Below are 19,545 nucleotides of genomic sequence, written 5' to 3'. Positions count from 1 at the left end.
GAAGGAAATGAAAAATTGCAAAGTACAAAAAAGGAAAAAAGAGTCCGTCTCTTCTTTCCTTTTCTTGTATGTATTTACGCTACAGAGAATGAACACCTTTTTTGAGAAGAGTAGAAAATGAATCAGCATGAATAGGCTTGCTGTAGTAGTAGCCTTGAATAAATTGACAATTATTTTTTTGAAGGAAACGCACGTGTTCTTTCGTTTCTACACCTTCAGCGATAACTGACATTCCTAATGTATTTGCTAATGTGATGATCGTTTTAATAATTTCCATTCCATCGTCACATGTTTCAGACATTGTAATAAATTCTCTCGGGATTTTTAACGTATCGATTGGATATAAAGGTAAATAAGCTAGCGAAGAATAACCTGTACCAAAGTCGTCAATTGAAATGTGAACGCCTAAACTCTTTAGTGTACGCAGTTTTATTAACGTTTCTCGCTCATCCATCATTGCAATTCGTTCTGTTAATTCAAGATCAAGAGAACTTGCTGGTAAACCTGTATTTGTTAATGTAGCAGAAATAGACTTTACAAAATCTTCTTGTTCAAATTCTTTAGCAGATAAATTTACGCCTATTTTTAAATGAGAATATCCGAGTGTATGCCAACGTTTCATTTGTTGACATGCTTGTTGTAATGTCCATTTTCCTATTGGAATGATTTGTAGTGTTTCTTCTGCAATCGGAATAAACTCGTATGGAGAAATAATACCTAATTCAGGATGATTCCACCTGATTAAAGCTTCAGCACCGATAATGTCGTTAGATTCGCTATCAACTTGAGGTTGATATAAAAGGAACAATTCTTCATTTTGAATTGCATTTGGTAAATCTTTTTCTAATCGTAATCGTCTTTCAATTTTGTTTGCAATTACGTCATCATAAATAGAGACAGAATTAAGTTCTTTTGCTTTCGCATCATACATTGCAACATTAGCGTTTTTCAGAAGTGTAGCGGTATCGATTCCGGAATATGGATAAATAGCGATGCCAATACTTAGTGATAAACTTAATGTATGTTCATGTATGACAAACGATTTTTCCATGCATTCAAATAACTGGTTGCATAACTCGAATAAAGAATCTTCATCAGTATAGTTTTCAATTAAGACTGTAAACTCATCACCACCGATTCTTGACAGATGAGTATGTGATGGAAGACAGGATTGGAATCGCTTCGCTACTTCTTCTAATATGTAATCCCCTGCCGAATGTCCAAGTGTATCGTTAATTGCTTTAAAGCGATCTAAGTCCAAATATAATAATGCAAACTCGCTTTCTGTCGTTTTAGCATTTTTTATAATTCTTTTTAATTTCTTATGGAAAAAGGCACGGTTCCCAATTTTCGTTACAGTATCATGGAATGCTAAATATTTTATTTCTTCTTGTTGTTTTTTTAGTGCAGTAATATCTTTCACCATAATATAGCTTCCTAAAATTTGTCCATCTACCATGATAGGGACGATAGTAACGTATAAAAAATAAGTAAAGCCATCTTTATATTGAGAACTAAGTTGTAAGGATGCCGATTCTTGTTGTTTCACTTTTTCTAATGCACATGCTAGTTTATGTTTATCTTCATCTAAAATAATTGAAAAACATGTTTCACCAAGTAACTCGTTCGTTGGTGCTCCAAGTAGTATACTTCCAGCTTTATTTACATTTAAGAATACACCATTTAAATCAATTGTAAAAATAGGATCAGGGTGATATTCATATAATGATTTGAATTTTTGTTGCTTTTGAGATAGAGCCTCTGATTTATGAACTAAATCTGAAGTCCGTAATGTAACTTTTTCTTCTAATTGGGCATTAAATACTTGTAAACGTTTGGTTAGGGAATTGTTTTGCATACGTACAATAGAATGACGAATGAGTACGAAAATAAAAGTAATACAATTTCCCGTAATGAGAGTGGAAGATGCTGTTTGTTCTTTTAACGTAAACCCGATTAGTATTGCAACGGCAAGATAAGGAAATACAACTAAAGCCTTCTTTCCTATTATAGGGTTAACAATGAAATAATTTTTATGGCTATTATGATCTTCTGAAATAGATCCAGCTATTGCAATAAGTAATATAGGTATTCTATATAAAAGACGTAATAATGTTATCGTTTCAGTTGATAAATGATTATTTAGGTAAAAATAAATATAGTTAAAAGTTGCAGAACTTATTAATACAAAAATAAAGATATAAATTTTCCGTTTGGAATTAAAAATTGTTGGACGGAAAAAGAGACTAACACCTAGTAGAAGAAATAATAAATCAGCAATTGGATATAGAAATGAAAGGAAAACATCTCCTAGTGAAAGAGAGAATATATTTAAATTTGGTTGATTAAATAAATACCACTCCAATGTGAATATGGAAGTAAGTACTATGCATATATCACAAATAAAGAACGCTTTTTCCCATTTATCGCATTCTTTTAAGATTTTATAGCAGAAAGCGATAAGACAAAAGAGTAGAAAAAACATGTAAAATACATCAGAAATTGTAAAATGATGTATTGGAATTTCGAAGAAGCTATCTTGATATGTATATACTATTTTTCCTAATAAAAAACTACCAATTGCTATTGTGATACATATCCAAAACGGATTTGAACTGACTTTTTTAGAATATATAGAGTAAATGAGTGATACAAATGTAATAGATTCAACAATAAGTGAAGCGAAGCGTACATCTGAATTTGAAAAATGAGTAGGGAACAGATAGAAAAACATAAAATAGATTGAATAGCATATTAATGTCGCAATTAATATACATAGTTGTAAATTTTTATTTAATTTCAATAAAATCACCTTCTTTAATTATGCACTATATTCGTAATATCTATACATAATAATATTATTTAAGAATTGTATCAGATTTCCTTATAAAAATCATGCGTATAAGGAAAGTGATGAAGAGTTTAATACTTCTTAAAATTAAAAAAACATGGCGTTTGATAGTATGTATTACATCAAGATTTTAAATGGAAATTGTATATTTAGTCATCCTTTGAATTTTAAAGGTTTTTTAGTGGTTCGCAAGTGAATATGTATAATTGCATAAGGGTATAACATTCAATTTTATATAAAATTGAATGTTATAAAGTATAAACTAAACTTTTGTATGCATCTATTCTCATACGAATGAGGGATTTCAAAAAGATGTTGCGTATATACAATAATACGTAAGTATGTATGAAATCTCTAGTATAGGAGGAAGAGCATGAAGAACTGGGTAAAGTTTCGAATAGCACGTCCAACTGATCAGTTTGAAAAGGTGATAGAATTCTATGAAAAAGGATTGGGCTTAAAACGTATAGGTGAATTCTATGATCATGAAGGCTATGATGGGGTCATGTTTGGACTCCCAGATGAAGAGTATCATTTAGAATTTACAAGACATATAGATGGGAGCCCATGTCCAGCTCCGACAAAAGATAATTTACTCGTATTTTATATGCATGAAGATAGTGAAATGAAAAAGGTGAGTAAAAGGTTGCACGCATTGGGATATGATGAAGTCGAACCAGAGAACCCATATTGGAAAGATAAGGGGATAACGATAGAGGATCCAGATGGCTGGAGAATTGTGTTGATGAAATTAGAAGAATAATGTGTAATTATGCTTGAAGTTCAAGTGGGAGGAAATATATGTAAGAGAGCTTTCTTTTGAGGGGATACACTCATGGAAGGCTTTTTTATTTTAAATCTGAAAAATAAAATTTGAAATTATGTTCTGAAAAGTTATAAAATAAGAACGTGTATTCCTATGGGGGTGAGAGGGATGCCTGTAAACATGAATAGAACACTAGGGGGACTTTTTTATGATATGCCGGATTAAGGATGCAGAAATATATTATGAAATTATTGGCGAAGGAAAACCAGTCATTATTATACATGGCTGTGCACCTGATCATAGGTTAATGCAGAGGTGCATGGAATCAGTATTCGAAAAATATAAAGGTTACCAAAGAATATATATTGATTTACCTGGCATGGGGAAATCGAATGCTCCAGATTGGATAAATAGTTCAGATCATATGTTAGAACTGTTAATTGCATGTATTGAAAAAATTATTCCAGCCAAAAACTTTTTATTAGTAGGGGAGTCCTATGGCGGATATTTAGCTCGAGGTATACTCACAAAGCTGTTTGAAAGAGTTAATGGATTACTATTAGTATGTCCTGTTGTTGTAGCGGAGCAAGAAAAAAGGATCCGCCCGAATAAACAGGTAATTGTACAAGATAAGGAGTTTTTAAATAAGCTTACTTCAACTGATAGAGAAGAATTTTGCGAGTTAGCAGTGGTCGCGAATGAATATACATATACGAGATTTAAAGAGGAGATTAAGCCGGGACTAGATATTGCTAATTATGAGTTTATTGAAAGGTTGCAAAAAAATTACTCTCTTACTATGAATTTTCATCATATGAAATATGAGAAACCTGTTCTTTTACTAGCTGGAAGGCAAGATATATCCGTAGGTTATCAAGATATTATAGAAATTATTGATGATTATCCAAGAGCGACATTAGCGGTGTTAGATATGGCAGGGCATAATTTACAAATTGAACAACCTGAATTGTTCGAGAGTTTAGTAGGAGAATGGATTAAACGGACAAATCAGCAAAGTTTATAAAAGATGAATGAATTAATATTTTCGAGGGGGAAGTATGAATACATATATTTATATGGTTAGGCACGGTGAATCACCAAAATTAGAAGGGGGTGAAAGAACACGTGGATTAACTGAAAAGGGAAGCTTAGACGCTCATAGAGTAACAGAAATATTAAAAACAGAGGGAATCGATACTTTCATTTCAAGTCCGTATAAGAGAGCGGTATTAACGATAGAAAAAACAGCCGATTTCTATGAAAAAGAAATATTAATATATGAAAATCTCAAAGAATGTAGGTTTGCAAGTGAAGACCGGATTATATCAGATAAAGAAGTGTATCCACTTGTAAAGAAGATGTTCTCTAATCCGGACTTTGCACGAACGGAAGGAGAGTCATATGCGGATTGCCAAAGAAGGGTAGTGAAAGTATTAAAAGAAATCTTAATGGATTTTCAAGGACAAAAAATTGTAATTGGTACACATGGGCTTGTCATGACACTCATGATGAATTATTTTGATAAGCAATATAGTTTCGAATTTTTAATGAATACGTCAAAACCAGATATATATAAGATGGAGTTGAAAGAAGAACAATTAATGAATGTAGAGAGATTATGGAAAGCAGAATAAAATTGGTTGTATGGGCTTTATTGTAAAAGTTACTTTTATAGCAAAATCTTCTTATTTGAATAGAAAGTATTTTTATCAACTATTTTTAGAATGTTAAATCAATAAGTAATTATTCAGTTTCTGAATAATATAATTGAAAGTTGGTTTAAGTAAACAATTTTAAATGTGACAAAACTCCAAACGTTGGATTTATATTCAATAGGAGAAAAAGATGTAGAATTTTGTCTTACTGTCCTCGTTTACTTTTTATTTCATTACATATAGCTTTGTGGTGTAAGGGGGACATCACCTTTACGCAAAATCTATAAGGAGGTCATTGTAATGAAACAAATTAAAAAGTTTGCGGGAGTTGCTTTAGCGGGGACGATTGGATTAAGTGGATTACTGTTTTTAGAACCAAGTGTAAGCGCTGCGGAAGTACAGCAAATGAAAGAGGAGAATTTCAATGCAATTGATGTATCGATGAATCTAAATGAATTATATGTATTAAGTGGCAGAAGCATTGATGTTCTTTCTGGAGATAAAGAAGCAATTCAGCTAAACAAATACACAATTCGTTTTAGTAAACCTGGGAAGTACGTTATTAGGGTGAATGGTTGTATTTATAATGATGTATATACTTTTATTGTGAATGAGTAGCATATATTCTTAAATTGTGAGATGAAAAAGAAACGCCCTATTTGCGGTGAGAGCCGTAAATAGGGTGAATTTATTTGTATTAAGTTGTGTTTTATAAATTTTTATTAATTTGCTCTTTGTTTTTGTTTTGTAAAGTATGTAGGAGTGTTTGAAACATTTTAAATGATTGCTGGAAGATTGGACTTTGAATAAAAGTGTATAGAAAAGTTACGACAAAAACAGGGCCACCGAGCATAAATCCAATAACTAGTACAACGCATTCTACTATGATTCTAGCACGGCTAATAGATAGACCGGTTTTGTCGGAAATAGTAAGCATGAATCCATCACGAGGTCCAGCGCCGATTCCAGCCGCAACATACATACCTCCCCCGATACCTGTAATGGCAATGCCAGAAAATAAAATGAGTAAGTTTAACCATAAATAATCACTAGCGTTTGGAAGAATATTTGATTGTAAGAAAAAGTCCATAATCGGACCGATAAGTAGTGCATTTAAAAATGTTCCTACATTTATGTATTTTCGATCTACTAGTAAAGAAATGAGAACGAGACATAATCCACATACGACACTCCACGTACCAATGGTCCATCCAAACCTTTGGTAGAGAGCCATGTTTAAAACTTCCCAAGGATGTAAACCGAGAAATTTAACTTTTACTGCAAGAGCATTTCCAAGGCCGAAAAAAATTAATCCTAAGAAAAAAAGAAAATAGCGAAAGAGAGTTAGCCTCATTTTTAAAACCTCCCATATTGTATAATTATGTATATTACATGTGAGAGTTTTAATGTACAAATATTACGACTTTTCCGCTGGTATTTAAAATAGCTAAAATGCAAATGAAATATATGTATTCACAGTCAAAAAAGTTAAAATATTTCGTCTCAAGGATTATAATAGAGAAAGAAATATAAAAGGGAGTGAACGAGTTTGAAACAAGAACTTATTGAAAGATTTACGAGATATGTAAAAATTGATACGCAATCAAATGAAGAAAGTCATACAGTGCCAACAACACCTGGACAAATTGAATTTGGTAAGTTATTAGTGGAAGAGCTAAAAGAAATTGGGTTAACAGAAGTGACGATGGATGATAACGGTTATGTAATGGCAACACTTCCTGCTAATACGGATAAGGATGTTCCTGTAATTGGCTTTTTAGCACATTTAGATACGGCGACAGATTTTACAGGGAAAAATGTAAAACCGCAAATTCATGAAAACTTTGACGGGAACGCAATTACGTTAAATGAAGAGCTAAATGTTGTGTTAACACCAGAGCAGTTCCCAGAGCTACCATCTTATAAAGGTCATACGATTATTACAACGGATGGTACGACACTTCTTGGAGCAGATGATAAAGCTGGTTCGACAGAAATTATGGTTGCAATGAACTATTTAGTACATAATCCACAAATTAAGCATGGAAAAATAAGAGTTGCATTTACGCCGGATGAAGAAATTGGCCGTGGCCCAGCACATTTTGATGTAGAAGCGTTTGGTGCATCATTCGCTTATACGATGGATGGAGGTCCATTAGGTGGTTTAGAATATGAAAGCTTTAATGCTGCAGGTGCTAAGTTAACGTTTAACGGAACGAATACACATCCTGGAACAGCGAAAAATAAAATGCGTAACGCAACTAAACTTGCTATGGAGTTTAATGGGTATTTACCAGTAGAAGAGGCGCCGGAATATACTGAGGGCTATGAAGGATTCTATCATTTACTTTCTTTAAATGGTGATGTTGAGCAAAGTAAAGCGTATTATATTATTCGAGATTTTGATCGTGAAAATTTTGAAGCGCGTAAACATAACGTTGAAAATATTGTGAAGCAAATGCAAGAGAAGTATGGACAAGATGCAGTCGTTTTAGAAATGAATGATCAATACTATAACATGCTTGAAAAGATTGAACCAGTGAGAGAAATTGTTGATATTGCATATGAGGCAATGAAAAGTTTAAATATCGAACCAAACATTCATCCGATTCGCGGCGGGACAGATGGATCACAGTTATCATATATGGGATTACCAACGCCGAATATTTTCACAGGTGGTGAAAACTATCACGGTAAATTCGAGTATGTTTCGGTAGATGTTATGGAAAAAGCTGTTCAAGTTATTGTAGAGATTGCAAGACGATTTGAAGAACAAGCTTAAAAAAAGAACCAAGTAATGCAGATGTGCTACTTGGTTTTTTAGTATAATACTCGCCACAAATAAAAAGTTGCGTAAGATTCCCAGTTCATCCAATTTGCCGCAAAATCTTTTATTTCCTGTTTAGTCGGTTTACTTTCGGAACCTGTTATATATTTAATTGCATTGTGCAAGCCAACATCGTCAATTGGAAAGGCAGAAGGAAAGCGTAAACAGCGCATTAAAACATAGTTGGCAGTCCACGGTCCTATACCATGTATAGCGGTTAATTGTTTTTCAGCTTGTTTCACATCTTGTATTTGCAGTAAAGATTCTTTTGATAGTTTTCCTTCTGTAATAAGCTTTGCAATACCGATTAAATATTCACATTTTCTAGTCGTCATTTTTAAGTTTTTGAGATCCTCTACATGTAAATTGGCAATCGTTTCAGGAGAAGGGAATATCCAATGTTTTCTATCGTTCCATTCTACATAATTTCCAAAGTGTTCGACTAATCTTCTTTTTAGCGTATAAGCATATGTGAGGTTAATTTGCTGACCGATAATTCCCCAGGAAAGTGCTTCAAATAAGTCTGGAATACCTAAAGTACGAAGTCCATAATATTGTTCAATTGGTCTTTGAAGGAGTACATCATGTTTAGCCAATGTATAAAAGGGAGCTAAATCAGTAGTTAAATCAAACCAATCCTTCACATAGTTAGCTACAGCTTCGTGTATCGATTCTTCAGATGTATATAATTCTTCTAAAAAACGTATTTGAATATGCCCATCTGTATTCATACTAATTGCAACTAAAGGATTTACATCGTGAACAGAGATAACTTTATAAATTTTGTTGTCTTCAATGTGAAACATACATTCATTGTTAGAACGTGATAGATAGCGTAAATTTTCTTGGAAACTAAATTCTGTTGGCACTGCTAAAGTTAATGCGTTACTATATTCTGCTGTCATAAGAATTCTACCTGCGACTTTTCTAATGTAAGCAATTCTTTCTTCATTTCTAATCCCCCTCTAAAGCCAGTTAGTTTCCCATTCTTTCCAATAACACGATGGCAAGGAATCGTAATAAGAAGTGGGTTAGCTGCAATAGCAGTAGCAACGGCACGCACCGCTTTAGATTTTTGAATTCTTTCGGCAATTTCTGTGTAAGAATATGTTTTCCCATAAGGAATTTCACGTACTGTATTCCAAACAGATAATTGAAATTCAGTTCCGTAAGCATCGATAGGAAATGCAAAAGTTTCTCGCTTGTTTTCTAAATACTCGATAATTTCTTTTGTATATACTTGTAAGTAATCTGGACTATGGATCAATATATGTTGGGGAAGCTTTTTTCTAGCCCATATATTTAATTCTTCAAAGGTCTCATCTTGTGATCCAATGAAACATAGTCCATTTTCAGTTGCAGCAATATGAAATTGCCAATTTTCATGTGTAAGTAGCGTCCAATATATATAATCATTTTTGTAGGAATTCATTATTGTAACCCTCTTTCATTTCATTCTTTTTTCGATATGCAGTAGGCATAAATCCTGTTTTCTTTTTGAATAAAGTTGTGAAATATTCTGGGTTTTCTATCCCAACAGCATTACTAATTTCTTTAATGGATTGATTTGTTTGTAATAGTTGTTCTGCCGCTTTAACAATTCTGAACTGTTGTATATATTCTATAGGACTTATTCCTGTCGTTTTTTTGAAAGTGCGTTGTAAATGAAATAAGCTACCATGGCACATTTCCGCAAGTATGTCGAGAGTTAATAATTCATCAAAGTGTTTTTCGATATACTTTTTAATTTGTTCTACCCACTCTTCATTAGGTAAAGTGAGCCCATTTGGTTTACAACGTTTGCACGGGCGAAAATTTTCACTTAACGCTTGCTCTGCATGATGAAAAATTCGTACATTGTTTTTATTCGGTATTCTTGATTTGCATGATGGCCTGCAAAAGATTCCGGTTGATTTCACAGCATAAAAGAACTTGCTATCATAGGAAGAATCATTATGAATAATCGCTTGCCAATGCTCATTTGTTAACGTAACTCCTTCATTGTACAAAGAACATCACCTCTGAAATTAGTATAACCTGAATAAAGTGCGTATGTATGTATTCACAAATGTAAGAGCAAGATTACAAAGGTGAAAATATTGGATGGCGTTTAGATTATTTTGTTGTTTCCGAAAGAATGAAAGACAAAATAACAGAGGCGAAAATTAATAGTGAAGTAATGGAATCAGACCATGGCCCAGTTGAATTACATATAAATTTCTAAAAAAAGAAGTATCCCCCTAACATTAGGCGGATACTTCTTTTTTATTCATTTTGTTAAAATTTTTCAAATCTTTCTTGAAATAAATGCGTATTAAATATATACTTAGTAACGATAATCATTATCAATGAAAATAATTATCAATGGATGAGGTATAAAAGAATTATAGCTTAGGGGAAGTGAACGCGAATGAGTTCTGGATAGAATTATTAATCTAATGAAATATATGTAAGACAAGTTTCATATAGTTAAATTTTATTGAGAATATAGTTTTGAAAATTCGAGAGGAGATGTATAAAGATGAATAAGAAGTTATTTACATTAGGGATGGTTACAGTTTTAAGCGTAGGGCTAGTAGCATGTAATAGTGCAGATAAAACTTCAGGAGAAAAAACACAACAGACAAAGGCTAGTGAGACGAAAAAAGACGAAAAACGAAAAATTACATATTTAGGTAAAGAATATACAGTGCCAGCAAAAGTAGATAAAATTGCGACAGCTAGTTTAGAGTCAATGGAAGATGCGGCGGTACTTGGTATTAAGCCAGTAGGTGCAATTACTGTTGGTGGTAAATTACCGAAGTATCTTGAGAAAGATTTAGAGGGTGCAAAATCTGTTGGTGAGAAAATGGAACCAAATTTCGAAACATTACTTCAATTAAAGCCAGATGTTATTACATCAAGTACGAAATTCCCAGCAGAAACAGCTGAAAAATTTACGAAAGTAGCTCCTACATTCCCGGTATCACATGTTTCAACAAATTGGGAAGATAACTTAAAGTTAATGGGAGAATTAACTGGCAAAAAAGATAAAGCGGAAAAAATTATTAAAGATTACAATGCGGACGCTGAAAAAGCAAAAGCAAAACTAGGAGATAAGTTAAAAGACAAAAAAGTACTTGTTATTAGACTAAGGGCAAACGAATTATTCCTATATCCAGAAGGAGTATACTTCAACCCTGTAATTTATAAAGATCTTGGGCTAACTGCTCCAGAACAATTAAAAACTGTAAAAGCACAAGAGAAGATTTCATTTGAAAAACTTGCTGAACTTAACCCGGATTATATTTTCTTACAATATGAAACAACTGAAAATAAAAACCCGAAAGTGCTAGAAGAAATTGAAAGTAATCCAATTTGGCAAAGTATGAATGCTGCGAAAGAAAAGAAAGTATTTGTAAACGTTGTGGATCCAATGGCACAAGGTGGTACTGCTTGGAGTAAAACAGCATTCTTAAAAGAAGCAGTGAAAAATTTATCTAAATAATATTTTAAGTAAGGTGCGTTGAATGATATGCAGAAAACAAATGCAGTACCAGTAACCATATTATGTATAGCACCCATACTCATCTTATTTACAGTTATACTTTCTATTTTGTATGGGGCGAAAAGTATTGATGCTGAAACGGTGTGGAACGCGTTATTTCATTTTGATTCAAGTGATGTAAATCATAATATCATTATTACTTCACGTTTACCAAGGGTAGTTGCAGCTCTTTTAGTTGGAGCATTTCTAGCCATATCAGGAGCACTTATGCAGGGGATGACAAGAAACTATCTTGCATCCCCTTCTATTATGGGTGTGACGGATGGGGCAGCTTTTGTTATTACACTTTGTATGATTTTTCTTCCAGGAATGTCATCGATTGGTATGGTTGTATGTTCAATGATTGGTTCTGCATTAGGAGCCGGTATCGTATTTGGTTTTGGTTCACTCCTTCAAAATGGCTTATCGCCAGTTAGGTTGGCAATTATCGGAACGGTTATTGGAACATTTTTAAGTGGTGTATCGGCCGCGATGGCTTCATATTTCCAAATTTCTCAAAATGTTAGTTTTTGGTTTAATGCAAAGTTAGATCAAGTTGATCCTAATATAATTAAAATCACAATACCTTTTGGGGTAATTGGAATAGTTTTAGCACTGTTAATATCAAAATCTATTACGATTCTTTCTTTAGGAGAAGAAGTTTCTATTAACCTAGGGCAGCGTACAAAACTAGTTAAAGCAATGGCTATTTTATCAGTAATCTTTTTAACAGGAACAGCAGTTGCTTTAGTGGGGAAAGTAGGTTTTGTAGGTTTAATTATTCCGCACATTACTCGCTTTATAATTGGAGTAGATTATAAGTGGATTTTACCATGTGCAGGCGTTATTGGCGGCGTTTTTCTAGCGTTATGTGACGTTTTAAGTAGATTTGTAAATTATCCATTTGAAACGCCGATTGGAGTCGTAACATCTTTAATTGGAATTCCTTTCTTCCTGTATTTAATCCGGACAAGAGGAGGAGAGAGACATGCTTAAAAGCTCAAATCAACGTTTCGGAATGACGATGGGGATACTTATATTTTTAATACTATGTGCTATTTATATTAGTTTAACGAATGGTACGTTTGATATTACGATTACAGATGTATTTAAAACACTCTTTAGAATAGATCCAGTACCAGACCATGATTTAGTTATTTTTGAGTTCCGTCTCCCGCGCATCATAATTGCTGGATTAGTAGGATTAGGTCTCGGTGTTGCAGGTGCTGTTATTCAAGGGATTACGAGAAATGGATTGGCAGACCCAGGTATTTTAGGGGTTAATGCCGGAGCAGGAACAGCAATCGTCATTTTTATGTTTTTCTTCCAAGGACAATTAAAAAGCACAGACTGGGTTTCTATTATGATGATGCCAATGTTTGGTTTAGTAGGTGGATTAGGTGCAGCTATCATCATTTATCTGTTTTCTTGGAAAAACGGTAAGTTAGATTCGCAGCGACTTTTATTAACAGGGATTGCAATTGGATCAGGATTTGGGGCATTTTCTATGTATTTATCACTCAAAATGAAGTCAACTGATTTTGAAATGGCTGCAGTATGGGTGTCCGGAAGTATATATAGTGCAAACTGGAAGTACATTATTGCCATGTTGCCGTGGCTTATCATATTAATTCCTCTCATACAAAAGAAAGCTTATTTATTAGATTTATTTCAGTTGGAAGAAACGAGTATTACAAGTTTAGGTGTTTCGCTAGAAAGAGAGAAATCAATTTTACTATTAAGTAGTATCGGACTTGTGAGCGCATGTGTTGCTGTTTCAGGGAGTATTGGTTTTATTGGATTAATGGCACCGCATATAGCGAAAAGACTTGTCGGTATTCAGCATAAGCATATCATTCCTACGTGCGGAGTAATCGGAATGTTTCTTGTAATTGCTTCAGACTTTATTGCAAAAACAGTTTTCACACCTGTAGAGTTACCAGTTGGAATCGTTATTTCTATTGTCGGTGTACCGTATTTCTTATATTTACTTTATAAGGCGAAAGCGTAAGAGGAGGAATAAAAGTGAGTATTTTAAGTGCAAAAAATTTAGAAACGAGTTATGAAAAGCTTACAGTGTTTCGCGGTTTAAATGTGGAAATACAAGAAGGAAAAGTAACGACAATTATAGGGCCAAACGGGTGCGGCAAATCAACATTGTTAAAAACAATGGGAAGAATTTTAAAGCAAAAGAGTGGTAAAGTATATTTGCAAGGGCAAGATCTAAATACAATTCCAACGAAAGAAATTGCGAAGCAGTTAGCTTTACTCCCGCAAACTCCAATCGCGCCAGGAGAGCTTAAAGTAGAAGAATTAATTTCTTATGGACGTTATCCACATCGAAATAATGTAAATAAGTTAACTTCAAAAGATAAAGAGATGATTGACTGGGCATTAGATATAACGAAAACTTCTGCATTTCGAACGAGACAAATTGCAAATTTATCAGGTGGTCAACGACAAAAGGTATGGCTAGCAATGGCTTTAGCACAAGAGACAGAAGTGTTACTACTAGATGAACCAACTACATATCTTGATATGTCTCATCAATTAGATGTATTACAAATTGTGGAGAAGTTAAATAAAGAACATAATTGTACGGTCGTTATGGTACTACATGATATTAACCATGCAGCAAGGTTTTCAGATGAAATTATTGCAATGAAGGAAGGGGAGATTGTTACAACTGGTAGTCCAGAAGAGATTATTACAAATGAAGTATTAAAAGAAGTATTTCATATTGATGCGCGTGTCATGATCGATCCGTATAACGGGGCTCCTGTTTGCTTCGGTTATGATAGCGTTGTATCTCAAGAAGAAAAAGTAGAAATATATGTAACAAGTTAAAAGGGGGGATATAGGGTGAATACTACTATTGAAAAACAGCAGATTAAAACATCTAATACAGAACAGTGGAACATGTATTCAAAATTAGAAGGTAACGAATATCAAATTTATATTTCAAAGCCGAGGCAGCCAGCACCCGAGTCAGGGTATCCTGTTATATACGTATTAGACGGCAATGCCTTTTTTCAAACATTCCATGAAGCTGTTAAAATACAATCAGTTAGAGCAGAAAAAACAGGTGTTTCACCAGCCATTATAGTAGGTATTGGCTATCCGATTGAAGGGGCATTTTCAGGTGAAGAAAGATGCTATGATTTTACGCCTAGCGTAATTTCAAATGATGCACCTTTAAAGCCAGACGGTAAACCGTGGCCTAAAACAGGAGGAGCACATCATTTTTTTACTTTTATTGAAGAAGAATTAAAGCCGCAAATTGAAAAGAATTTTGAAATTGATAAAGGAAAGCAAACACTATTTGGGCATTCTTTAGGTGGTCTATTTGCTTTACATATATTATTTACAAATCTAAATGCTTTTCAAAATTATTTTATAAGTAGCCCGTCGATTTGGTGGAATAACCAATCTGTGCTTGAAAAAGAAGAGAATCTTATAAGTGAATTAAACAATGCAAAGGTTAAAACAGGAGTATTTCTTACAGTGGGTTCACTAGAACGAGAGCATATGGTTGTAGGGGCAAAGGAATTATCAGAGCGCCTTTTCCAAGTGAAACACGATCAGTTTAGATTTACGTTTTATGAAGCTGAAGGAGAGAATCACGCGTCTGTTGTGCCGACTTCTTTAAGTAAAGGATTGAGGTTTGTTAGTCACATATAGAAGAGGGAAAAGGTAAGCGATTGCTTACCTTTTTTTCATTATTGTTTAAAAGCAACGTATCCATCAATTAAAAAGCTAGTGAGAAAGCGAGTAATTTAATATAAACGAGAAACATTCAAATGAATATTTGAATGTTTCTCGTTTATAAGGTATACTACATACATAATCAAATATATATTTGAACAAGAGGTGTTACATATGAAGGAAGAACATTGTGAACTTTGTTATTATGATGAGCAAAAAGTAAAACATGCAAGTGATATGCTAGAGAAAGAAAATATAAGTAGTGTAGCAAAAATGTTTAAGGCACTTGCAGATGAAACACGTTTAAAAATTGCTTATGCGTTGTATACAGAAAAGGAACTTTGCGTACGCGATGTCGCAAGTATTATTCATAGTAGTATTGCAACAGCATCACACCACTTAAGACTATTACAAACGATAGGATTAGCGAAAAAGCGTAAAGAGGGGAAACTTGTTTTTTATTCATTAGATGACTCCCACGTAAATGGATTAATTGAATTAGCGTTTAGTCATAGTAGTGAAATAAGCAAAAAAGAACTAAATATGTAACAATGCATTTTCATAAAGGTACTTCTTTATGAAAATGCAACTTTCAAGGGAGAGGGGATAATAAGTATGGTAAAGTTAGTTTTAATACGACATGGACAAAGTGAATGGAATGTTGAAAATCGGTTTACAGGTTGGACGGATGTTGATTTATCTAGTAAAGGTTTGGAAGAAGCAAGAGAAGCCGGAGTAATGCTGAAAGCTAGTGGTTTCTCATTTGATATCGCATATACATCTGTTTTGAGAAGAGCGATGCGTACTTTATGGATTACTCTCGAAGAAATGGATTTGATGTGGATACCTGTTTATAAAACATGGAAATTAAATGAGCGACATTACGGTGCACTTCAAGGGTTAAATAAGGAAGAGACAGCAAGAAAATATGGCGATGAACAAGTAACCTTATGGAGACGTTCAACAAATGTACGCCCACCAGCACTGACAAAAGATGATGAAAGATATGAAGCAGCACATCCGAAATATAGAGATATAAAAGATTATGAGTTCCCTCTTACAGAAGACCTAGAAGATACAGAGAAACGAGTTGTTTCATATTGGAATGAAGAGATAGCTCCTAACGTAAAAGCTGGTAAACAAGTAATTATTGCAGCCCATGGAAATACAATACGTGCTTTAGTAAAACATTTAGATCAAATTTCAGATAAAGATATAGAAAATGTAAACATTCCAACAGGAACACCATTAGTTTATGAATTGGATAACGATTTAAAACCGATAGGCCATTATTATTTAAATAGGGAAATAGAAACTTTAGAAGAAAAACAGGTGTGAAATAAACGATTTATAATACCCTACCTATGTATTGTATATTAACAATGGAGGTGATTAATAGTGTTACATTATACGGTCGTAAATAAAAAGAATTGTAAGTCATGTGGATTATGTACTTCTATAGCACCTGATATATATCAATTAGACGGAAGGGGGAAATCATTTGGTGTATTAGATAACAATCAAGGAATAGTGGGTATACCAAAAACTTTCTTGCAAGCAATGTTGGCGGCAAGTGACGGCTGCCCAACAAGTTCAATTCAGGTCAGAAAAGAGCCATTTATCCCACTTTAATGGGCAGTAAGACCCCCACTAATTGAAGTTTCACTTTATAAAGAAAGTAAAAATTTAATAGAGGAATTATGAAAGACAAAATTAAAAGGAGGCATTTATATGGGACATCATCACGGTCACCAACATCATGGACATGCTCATGGGCATTCACATGGACATCATCATTTTGAGGAAAGCAGGAAAGGAAATAGAAAAGGATTAATTACAGCTTTAGTAATTACAGCAACTATTATGTTCCTTGAATTTTTCGGGGGACTAGTCACAAATAGTTTGGCCTTATTATCTGATTCAGGCCATATGTTAAGTGATACAAGTTCATTATTATTAAGTTTAATTGCTATTGGATTGGCAGCTAGAACAGTTACTTCTAAAAAAACGTATGGATATTATCGGTTTGAGATTTTAGCAGCATTAATTAATGGAGTTACGTTATTTGTTGTAGCAGGGCTTATCGTATGGGAAGCAATTGGTCGTTTTTTTGAACCACCAACTGTTGCAAGTGGTCCAATGATGTTAATCGCATCAATTGGTTTACTAGCAAATTTAATTAGTGCATGGGCACTTATGAGACAAGGTGATGTGAAAAATAATGTGAATTTACGTAGCGCGTATTTACATGTTCTTGGAGATGCTTTAGGATCAGTGGGAGCATTAGTAGCTGGTGTACTTATGTCGTTATTCTCATGGTATATTGCAGATCCAATTATTTCAGTAGTTGTTGCTTTATTAATTTTAAAGAGCGCGTGGGGAGTAACAAAACATTCCATTCATATACTTATGGAGGGTACACCCGTTGCAATTGAACTAGAGAAAGTAAAGCAAGCGATTAAAGGAGTAAAAGGTGTACGTGATTTACATGATCTTCATATTTGGACAATTACATCTGGATTAGATGCATTAAGCGTCCATGTAATGATTGATAAAAAACAGGATGATCAAGAAGTACTTCAAAATATTATTGATATGTTAAAACAAGAGTTTCATATTGAACATGCTACCATTCAAATTGAAACACTTACTATTAAACATAATGAAATGATCGTCTAATTATAAATGTAAACAAAAGGCTATGGGGAAATTCTCCATAGCCTTTTGTTTGCGTAAGTAGAATTGTCCTTTTTGAAAGTTTTGTTTCAATTTTTCGTCTAAAGAGACAAAAAGTTGTCACAATTCGTTCACAATTAGCATAAACATAAAATAGACGAAATGAACTTATTTCCGAAAAGGCTTGGTTCATTCCAATTATGATTCGTAGAGCTGAAAAAGCACGGATGAAAAGTTCACTATATTCTCAAGGAGGTAGATCGTATGAAAACTATTCTTGCTATTGCTGGGCTTATTTGGGTTTTATCACATGGCATTCCAATTTATGAAGGAGAACAAATTCGCAGTGCTCTGAATAAAAATTTTAATGAATATCATATTATTGATCGGCAAGATAACGTTGTGACTGTTCGTGTAAATGACTGTTTTCATACGGTAACCGTTGAAGGAACTTCAGTAGTGAATGATACAAAAGTATGTGATCAGCAATAATTATATATAGGAAGAAAAAGTCTCAATTTACATGTGTGAAGATTGAGGCTTTTATATTTGGGAATGAATAATAAGCGGGGATGGAAAATCCCCGCTTATTATTGTTTTTTGAAAAAAGGAAAGGGTATAATGAAAATTGAGACTGAGAAGCTAACAATGTGTTAAGAATAATCATAAAGTGGAAATATACTCATATGGGGTATCATACATAGATATTTAATGCTATAATTGGTATACTCGTAAAAGCAATTGTTTTATTGGATGAAGAGAAACTTTAAGAAGGTGATAATATGGGGCATAAAGAGCATGAAGCAGTAACACATAGATCAGAAAAAGAAAAAGAGCAAATTATAAATAGATTGAAGAGAATTGAAGGGCAAGTTCGGGGTATTCAAAATATGATTGAAAATGATCGGTATTGCGTGGATATTTTAGTGCAAATTTCAGCGATTAATGCAGCGATGAAAAAAGTAGGAATGGGTGTATTAAAAAACCATACAAGTCATTGTGTTTCAGGTGCAATTAAAGATGGTAATGGTGACGAAGCAATCGAAGAATTAATGACAGTATTTGAACGTTTTTCAAAAGCGTAAAAACAAGCTAGTACGTAACTGGCTTGTTTTTTGTTTACTTTCATATAAGGTTTCGGGGTATTGATGTGAAAAAGTGTATGTAAAATAAACTTTTAGAAAATAATTGAAAAATCATGATACAAAACCATTGATTACCTTAGGGGGGTATGGTAAGATGAGGGTGTGGTTAACAAACAATGAAGAAACAAGAGGAGGATTTTAAATGGAACAGTTAACATTACAAGTTGAAGGTATGTCTTGTGGACATTGTGTAAATGCTATCGAAAGTAGTGTGAAAGAACTAAACGGTGTTGAACAAGTGAAAGTTCAATTAGCAGAAGGAACTGTTGAAGTTACTATTGACTCATCAGTTGTAAAGTTAAAAGATATCGTTGCTGTAATTGAAGATCAAGGATATGATGTTCAATAATTATTTTTAGATATGGAAATAAATCGTACTTTATAGAAAGTACGA

At 33.5% G+C, this 19,545-nt stretch carries 22 protein-coding genes and 1 pseudogene; 18 read left to right on the top strand and 5 right to left on the bottom strand.

Annotated elements, in window-relative coordinates; genetic code table 11:
• Nucleotides 1-79: 79 nt before the first annotated feature.
• On the bottom strand, nt 80-2,803 hold the full coding sequence (locus MR083_RS05995; RefSeq protein WP_000773530.1) for a bifunctional diguanylate cyclase/phosphodiesterase: 2,724 nt from the start codon (nt 2,801-2,803) through the stop codon (nt 80-82).
• Between the two features lie 421 nt (nt 2,804-3,224).
• Between MR083_RS05995 and MR083_RS05990 the strand changes: the two genes are divergently transcribed.
• From MR083_RS05990 to MR083_RS05975, 4 genes are all read left to right on the top strand, one after another.
• Complete coding sequence (locus MR083_RS05990) at nt 3,225-3,614, top strand: VOC family protein (RefSeq protein WP_000800657.1); 390 nt, start codon at nt 3,225-3,227, stop codon at nt 3,612-3,614.
• 211 nt (nt 3,615-3,825) lie between these two features.
• On the top strand, nt 3,826-4,641 hold the full coding sequence (locus MR083_RS05985; RefSeq protein ID WP_000563088.1) for an alpha/beta fold hydrolase: 816 nt from the start codon (nt 3,826-3,828) through the stop codon (nt 4,639-4,641).
• Between the two features lie 34 nt (nt 4,642-4,675).
• Nucleotides 4,676-5,251 (top strand): histidine phosphatase family protein, encoded by a 576-nt coding sequence (locus MR083_RS05980; protein WP_001099564.1) that lies wholly within the window; start codon nt 4,676-4,678, stop codon nt 5,249-5,251.
• 321 nt (nt 5,252-5,572) lie between these two features.
• Nucleotides 5,573-5,890, top strand: coding sequence for a hypothetical protein (locus tag MR083_RS05975; RefSeq protein WP_000809489.1), 318 nt, complete (start codon nt 5,573-5,575; stop codon nt 5,888-5,890).
• Nucleotides 5,891-5,981: 91 nt separating this feature from the next.
• Here MR083_RS05975 and MR083_RS05970 read toward each other — a convergent pair whose 3' ends face one another.
• Nucleotides 5,982-6,626, bottom strand: a complete 645-nt coding sequence (locus MR083_RS05970; protein WP_001241271.1) for a YczE/YyaS/YitT family protein — start codon at nt 6,624-6,626, stop codon at nt 5,982-5,984.
• Between the two features lie 195 nt (nt 6,627-6,821).
• Between MR083_RS05970 and pepT the strand changes: the two genes are divergently transcribed.
• The gene (gene pepT, locus MR083_RS05965; RefSeq protein ID WP_242268730.1) at nt 6,822-8,054 is read left to right on the top strand and encodes a peptidase T; all 1,233 of its coding nucleotides are present in this window, start codon (nt 6,822-6,824) and stop codon (nt 8,052-8,054) included.
• Nucleotides 8,055-8,092: 38 nt separating this feature from the next.
• Here pepT and MR083_RS05960 read toward each other — a convergent pair whose 3' ends face one another.
• Genes MR083_RS05960 through MR083_RS05950 form a run of 3 tightly spaced genes read right to left on the bottom strand, consistent with a single transcriptional unit; the run spans nt 8,093 to nt 10,108 of the window.
• The gene (locus MR083_RS05960; RefSeq protein WP_000123529.1) at nt 8,093-9,004 is read right to left on the bottom strand and encodes a DNA-3-methyladenine glycosylase family protein; all 912 of its coding nucleotides are present in this window, start codon (nt 9,002-9,004) and stop codon (nt 8,093-8,095) included.
• Complete coding sequence (locus MR083_RS05955) at nt 9,001-9,531, bottom strand: methylated-DNA--[protein]-cysteine S-methyltransferase (protein ID WP_001089810.1); 531 nt, start codon at nt 9,529-9,531, stop codon at nt 9,001-9,003. Before MR083_RS05955 ends, MR083_RS05960 begins: the two co-directional genes overlap by 4 nt.
• Entirely contained in the window at nt 9,512-10,108 is a 597-nt protein-coding gene (locus tag MR083_RS05950; RefSeq protein WP_242268728.1) for a bifunctional transcriptional activator/DNA repair enzyme AdaA, read from the bottom strand. Before MR083_RS05950 ends, MR083_RS05955 begins: the two co-directional genes overlap by 20 nt.
• A gap of 77 nt (nt 10,109-10,185) precedes the next feature.
• Between MR083_RS05950 and MR083_RS05945 the strand changes: the two are divergent.
• The 13 genes and pseudogenes from MR083_RS05945 to copZ all read left to right on the top strand — a co-directional run.
• Nucleotides 10,186-10,323: pseudogene (locus MR083_RS05945) on the top strand (exodeoxyribonuclease III); the annotation flags it as partial.
• Nucleotides 10,324-10,620: 297 nt separating this feature from the next.
• Nucleotides 10,621-11,586 (top strand): iron-hydroxamate ABC transporter substrate-binding protein, encoded by a 966-nt coding sequence (locus MR083_RS05940; protein WP_001035516.1) that lies wholly within the window; start codon nt 10,621-10,623, stop codon nt 11,584-11,586.
• A 27-nt stretch (nt 11,587-11,613) separates the two neighbouring features.
• Entirely contained in the window at nt 11,614-12,621 is a 1,008-nt protein-coding gene (locus tag MR083_RS05935; RefSeq protein ID WP_242268726.1) for a FecCD family ABC transporter permease, read from the top strand.
• Nucleotides 12,614-13,636, top strand: coding sequence for a FecCD family ABC transporter permease (locus tag MR083_RS05930; protein ID WP_000920433.1), 1,023 nt, complete (start codon nt 12,614-12,616; stop codon nt 13,634-13,636). Before MR083_RS05935 ends, MR083_RS05930 begins: the two co-directional genes overlap by 8 nt.
• A gap of 14 nt (nt 13,637-13,650) precedes the next feature.
• A complete protein-coding gene (locus MR083_RS05925) occupies nt 13,651-14,472 on the top strand; it encodes an ABC transporter ATP-binding protein (RefSeq protein ID WP_242268724.1) in 822 nt (273 codons plus the stop codon).
• Nucleotides 14,473-14,487: 15 nt separating this feature from the next.
• Nucleotides 14,488-15,306: an alpha/beta hydrolase gene (locus MR083_RS05920; protein ID WP_001098330.1), complete on the top strand. Its 819-nt coding sequence runs from the start codon at nt 14,488-14,490 to the stop codon at nt 15,304-15,306.
• 198 nt (nt 15,307-15,504) lie between these two features.
• The gene (locus MR083_RS05915) at nt 15,505-15,879 is read left to right on the top strand and encodes an ArsR/SmtB family transcription factor (RefSeq protein WP_000656812.1); all 375 of its coding nucleotides are present in this window, start codon (nt 15,505-15,507) and stop codon (nt 15,877-15,879) included.
• Between the two features lie 66 nt (nt 15,880-15,945).
• Nucleotides 15,946-16,668 carry a 2,3-diphosphoglycerate-dependent phosphoglycerate mutase gene (gene gpmA / locus MR083_RS05910; RefSeq protein ID WP_000240143.1) on the top strand — a complete coding sequence of 241 codons (723 nt, stop codon included), beginning with the start codon at nt 15,946-15,948 and terminating at the stop codon, nt 16,666-16,668.
• A gap of 60 nt (nt 16,669-16,728) precedes the next feature.
• Nucleotides 16,729-16,962 (top strand): ferredoxin, encoded by a 234-nt coding sequence (locus tag MR083_RS05905; protein WP_000903573.1) that lies wholly within the window; start codon nt 16,729-16,731, stop codon nt 16,960-16,962.
• Nucleotides 16,963-17,061: 99 nt separating this feature from the next.
• On the top strand, nt 17,062-18,009 hold the full coding sequence (locus MR083_RS05900; protein WP_229130724.1) for a cation diffusion facilitator family transporter: 948 nt from the start codon (nt 17,062-17,064) through the stop codon (nt 18,007-18,009).
• 261 nt (nt 18,010-18,270) lie between these two features.
• Nucleotides 18,271-18,498 carry a hypothetical protein gene (locus MR083_RS05895; protein WP_000849103.1) on the top strand — a complete coding sequence of 76 codons (228 nt, stop codon included), beginning with the start codon at nt 18,271-18,273 and terminating at the stop codon, nt 18,496-18,498.
• 290 nt (nt 18,499-18,788) lie between these two features.
• Nucleotides 18,789-19,091, top strand: coding sequence for a metal-sensing transcriptional repressor (locus MR083_RS05890; RefSeq protein WP_000509876.1), 303 nt, complete (start codon nt 18,789-18,791; stop codon nt 19,089-19,091).
• Between the two features lie 202 nt (nt 19,092-19,293).
• Complete coding sequence (gene copZ / locus MR083_RS05885) at nt 19,294-19,500, top strand: copper chaperone CopZ (RefSeq protein WP_000436974.1); 207 nt, start codon at nt 19,294-19,296, stop codon at nt 19,498-19,500.
• Nucleotides 19,501-19,545: the final 45 nt, after the last annotated feature.

The organism is Bacillus cereus group sp. BfR-BA-01408 (assembly GCF_022663305.1).
In the GTDB taxonomy this organism is placed as follows: domain Bacteria; phylum Bacillota; class Bacilli; order Bacillales; family Bacillaceae_G; genus Bacillus_A; species Bacillus_A pacificus.
Note: the sequence above shows the minus strand (reverse complement) of the source record. Positions and strands in the feature narration are given on the sequence as shown.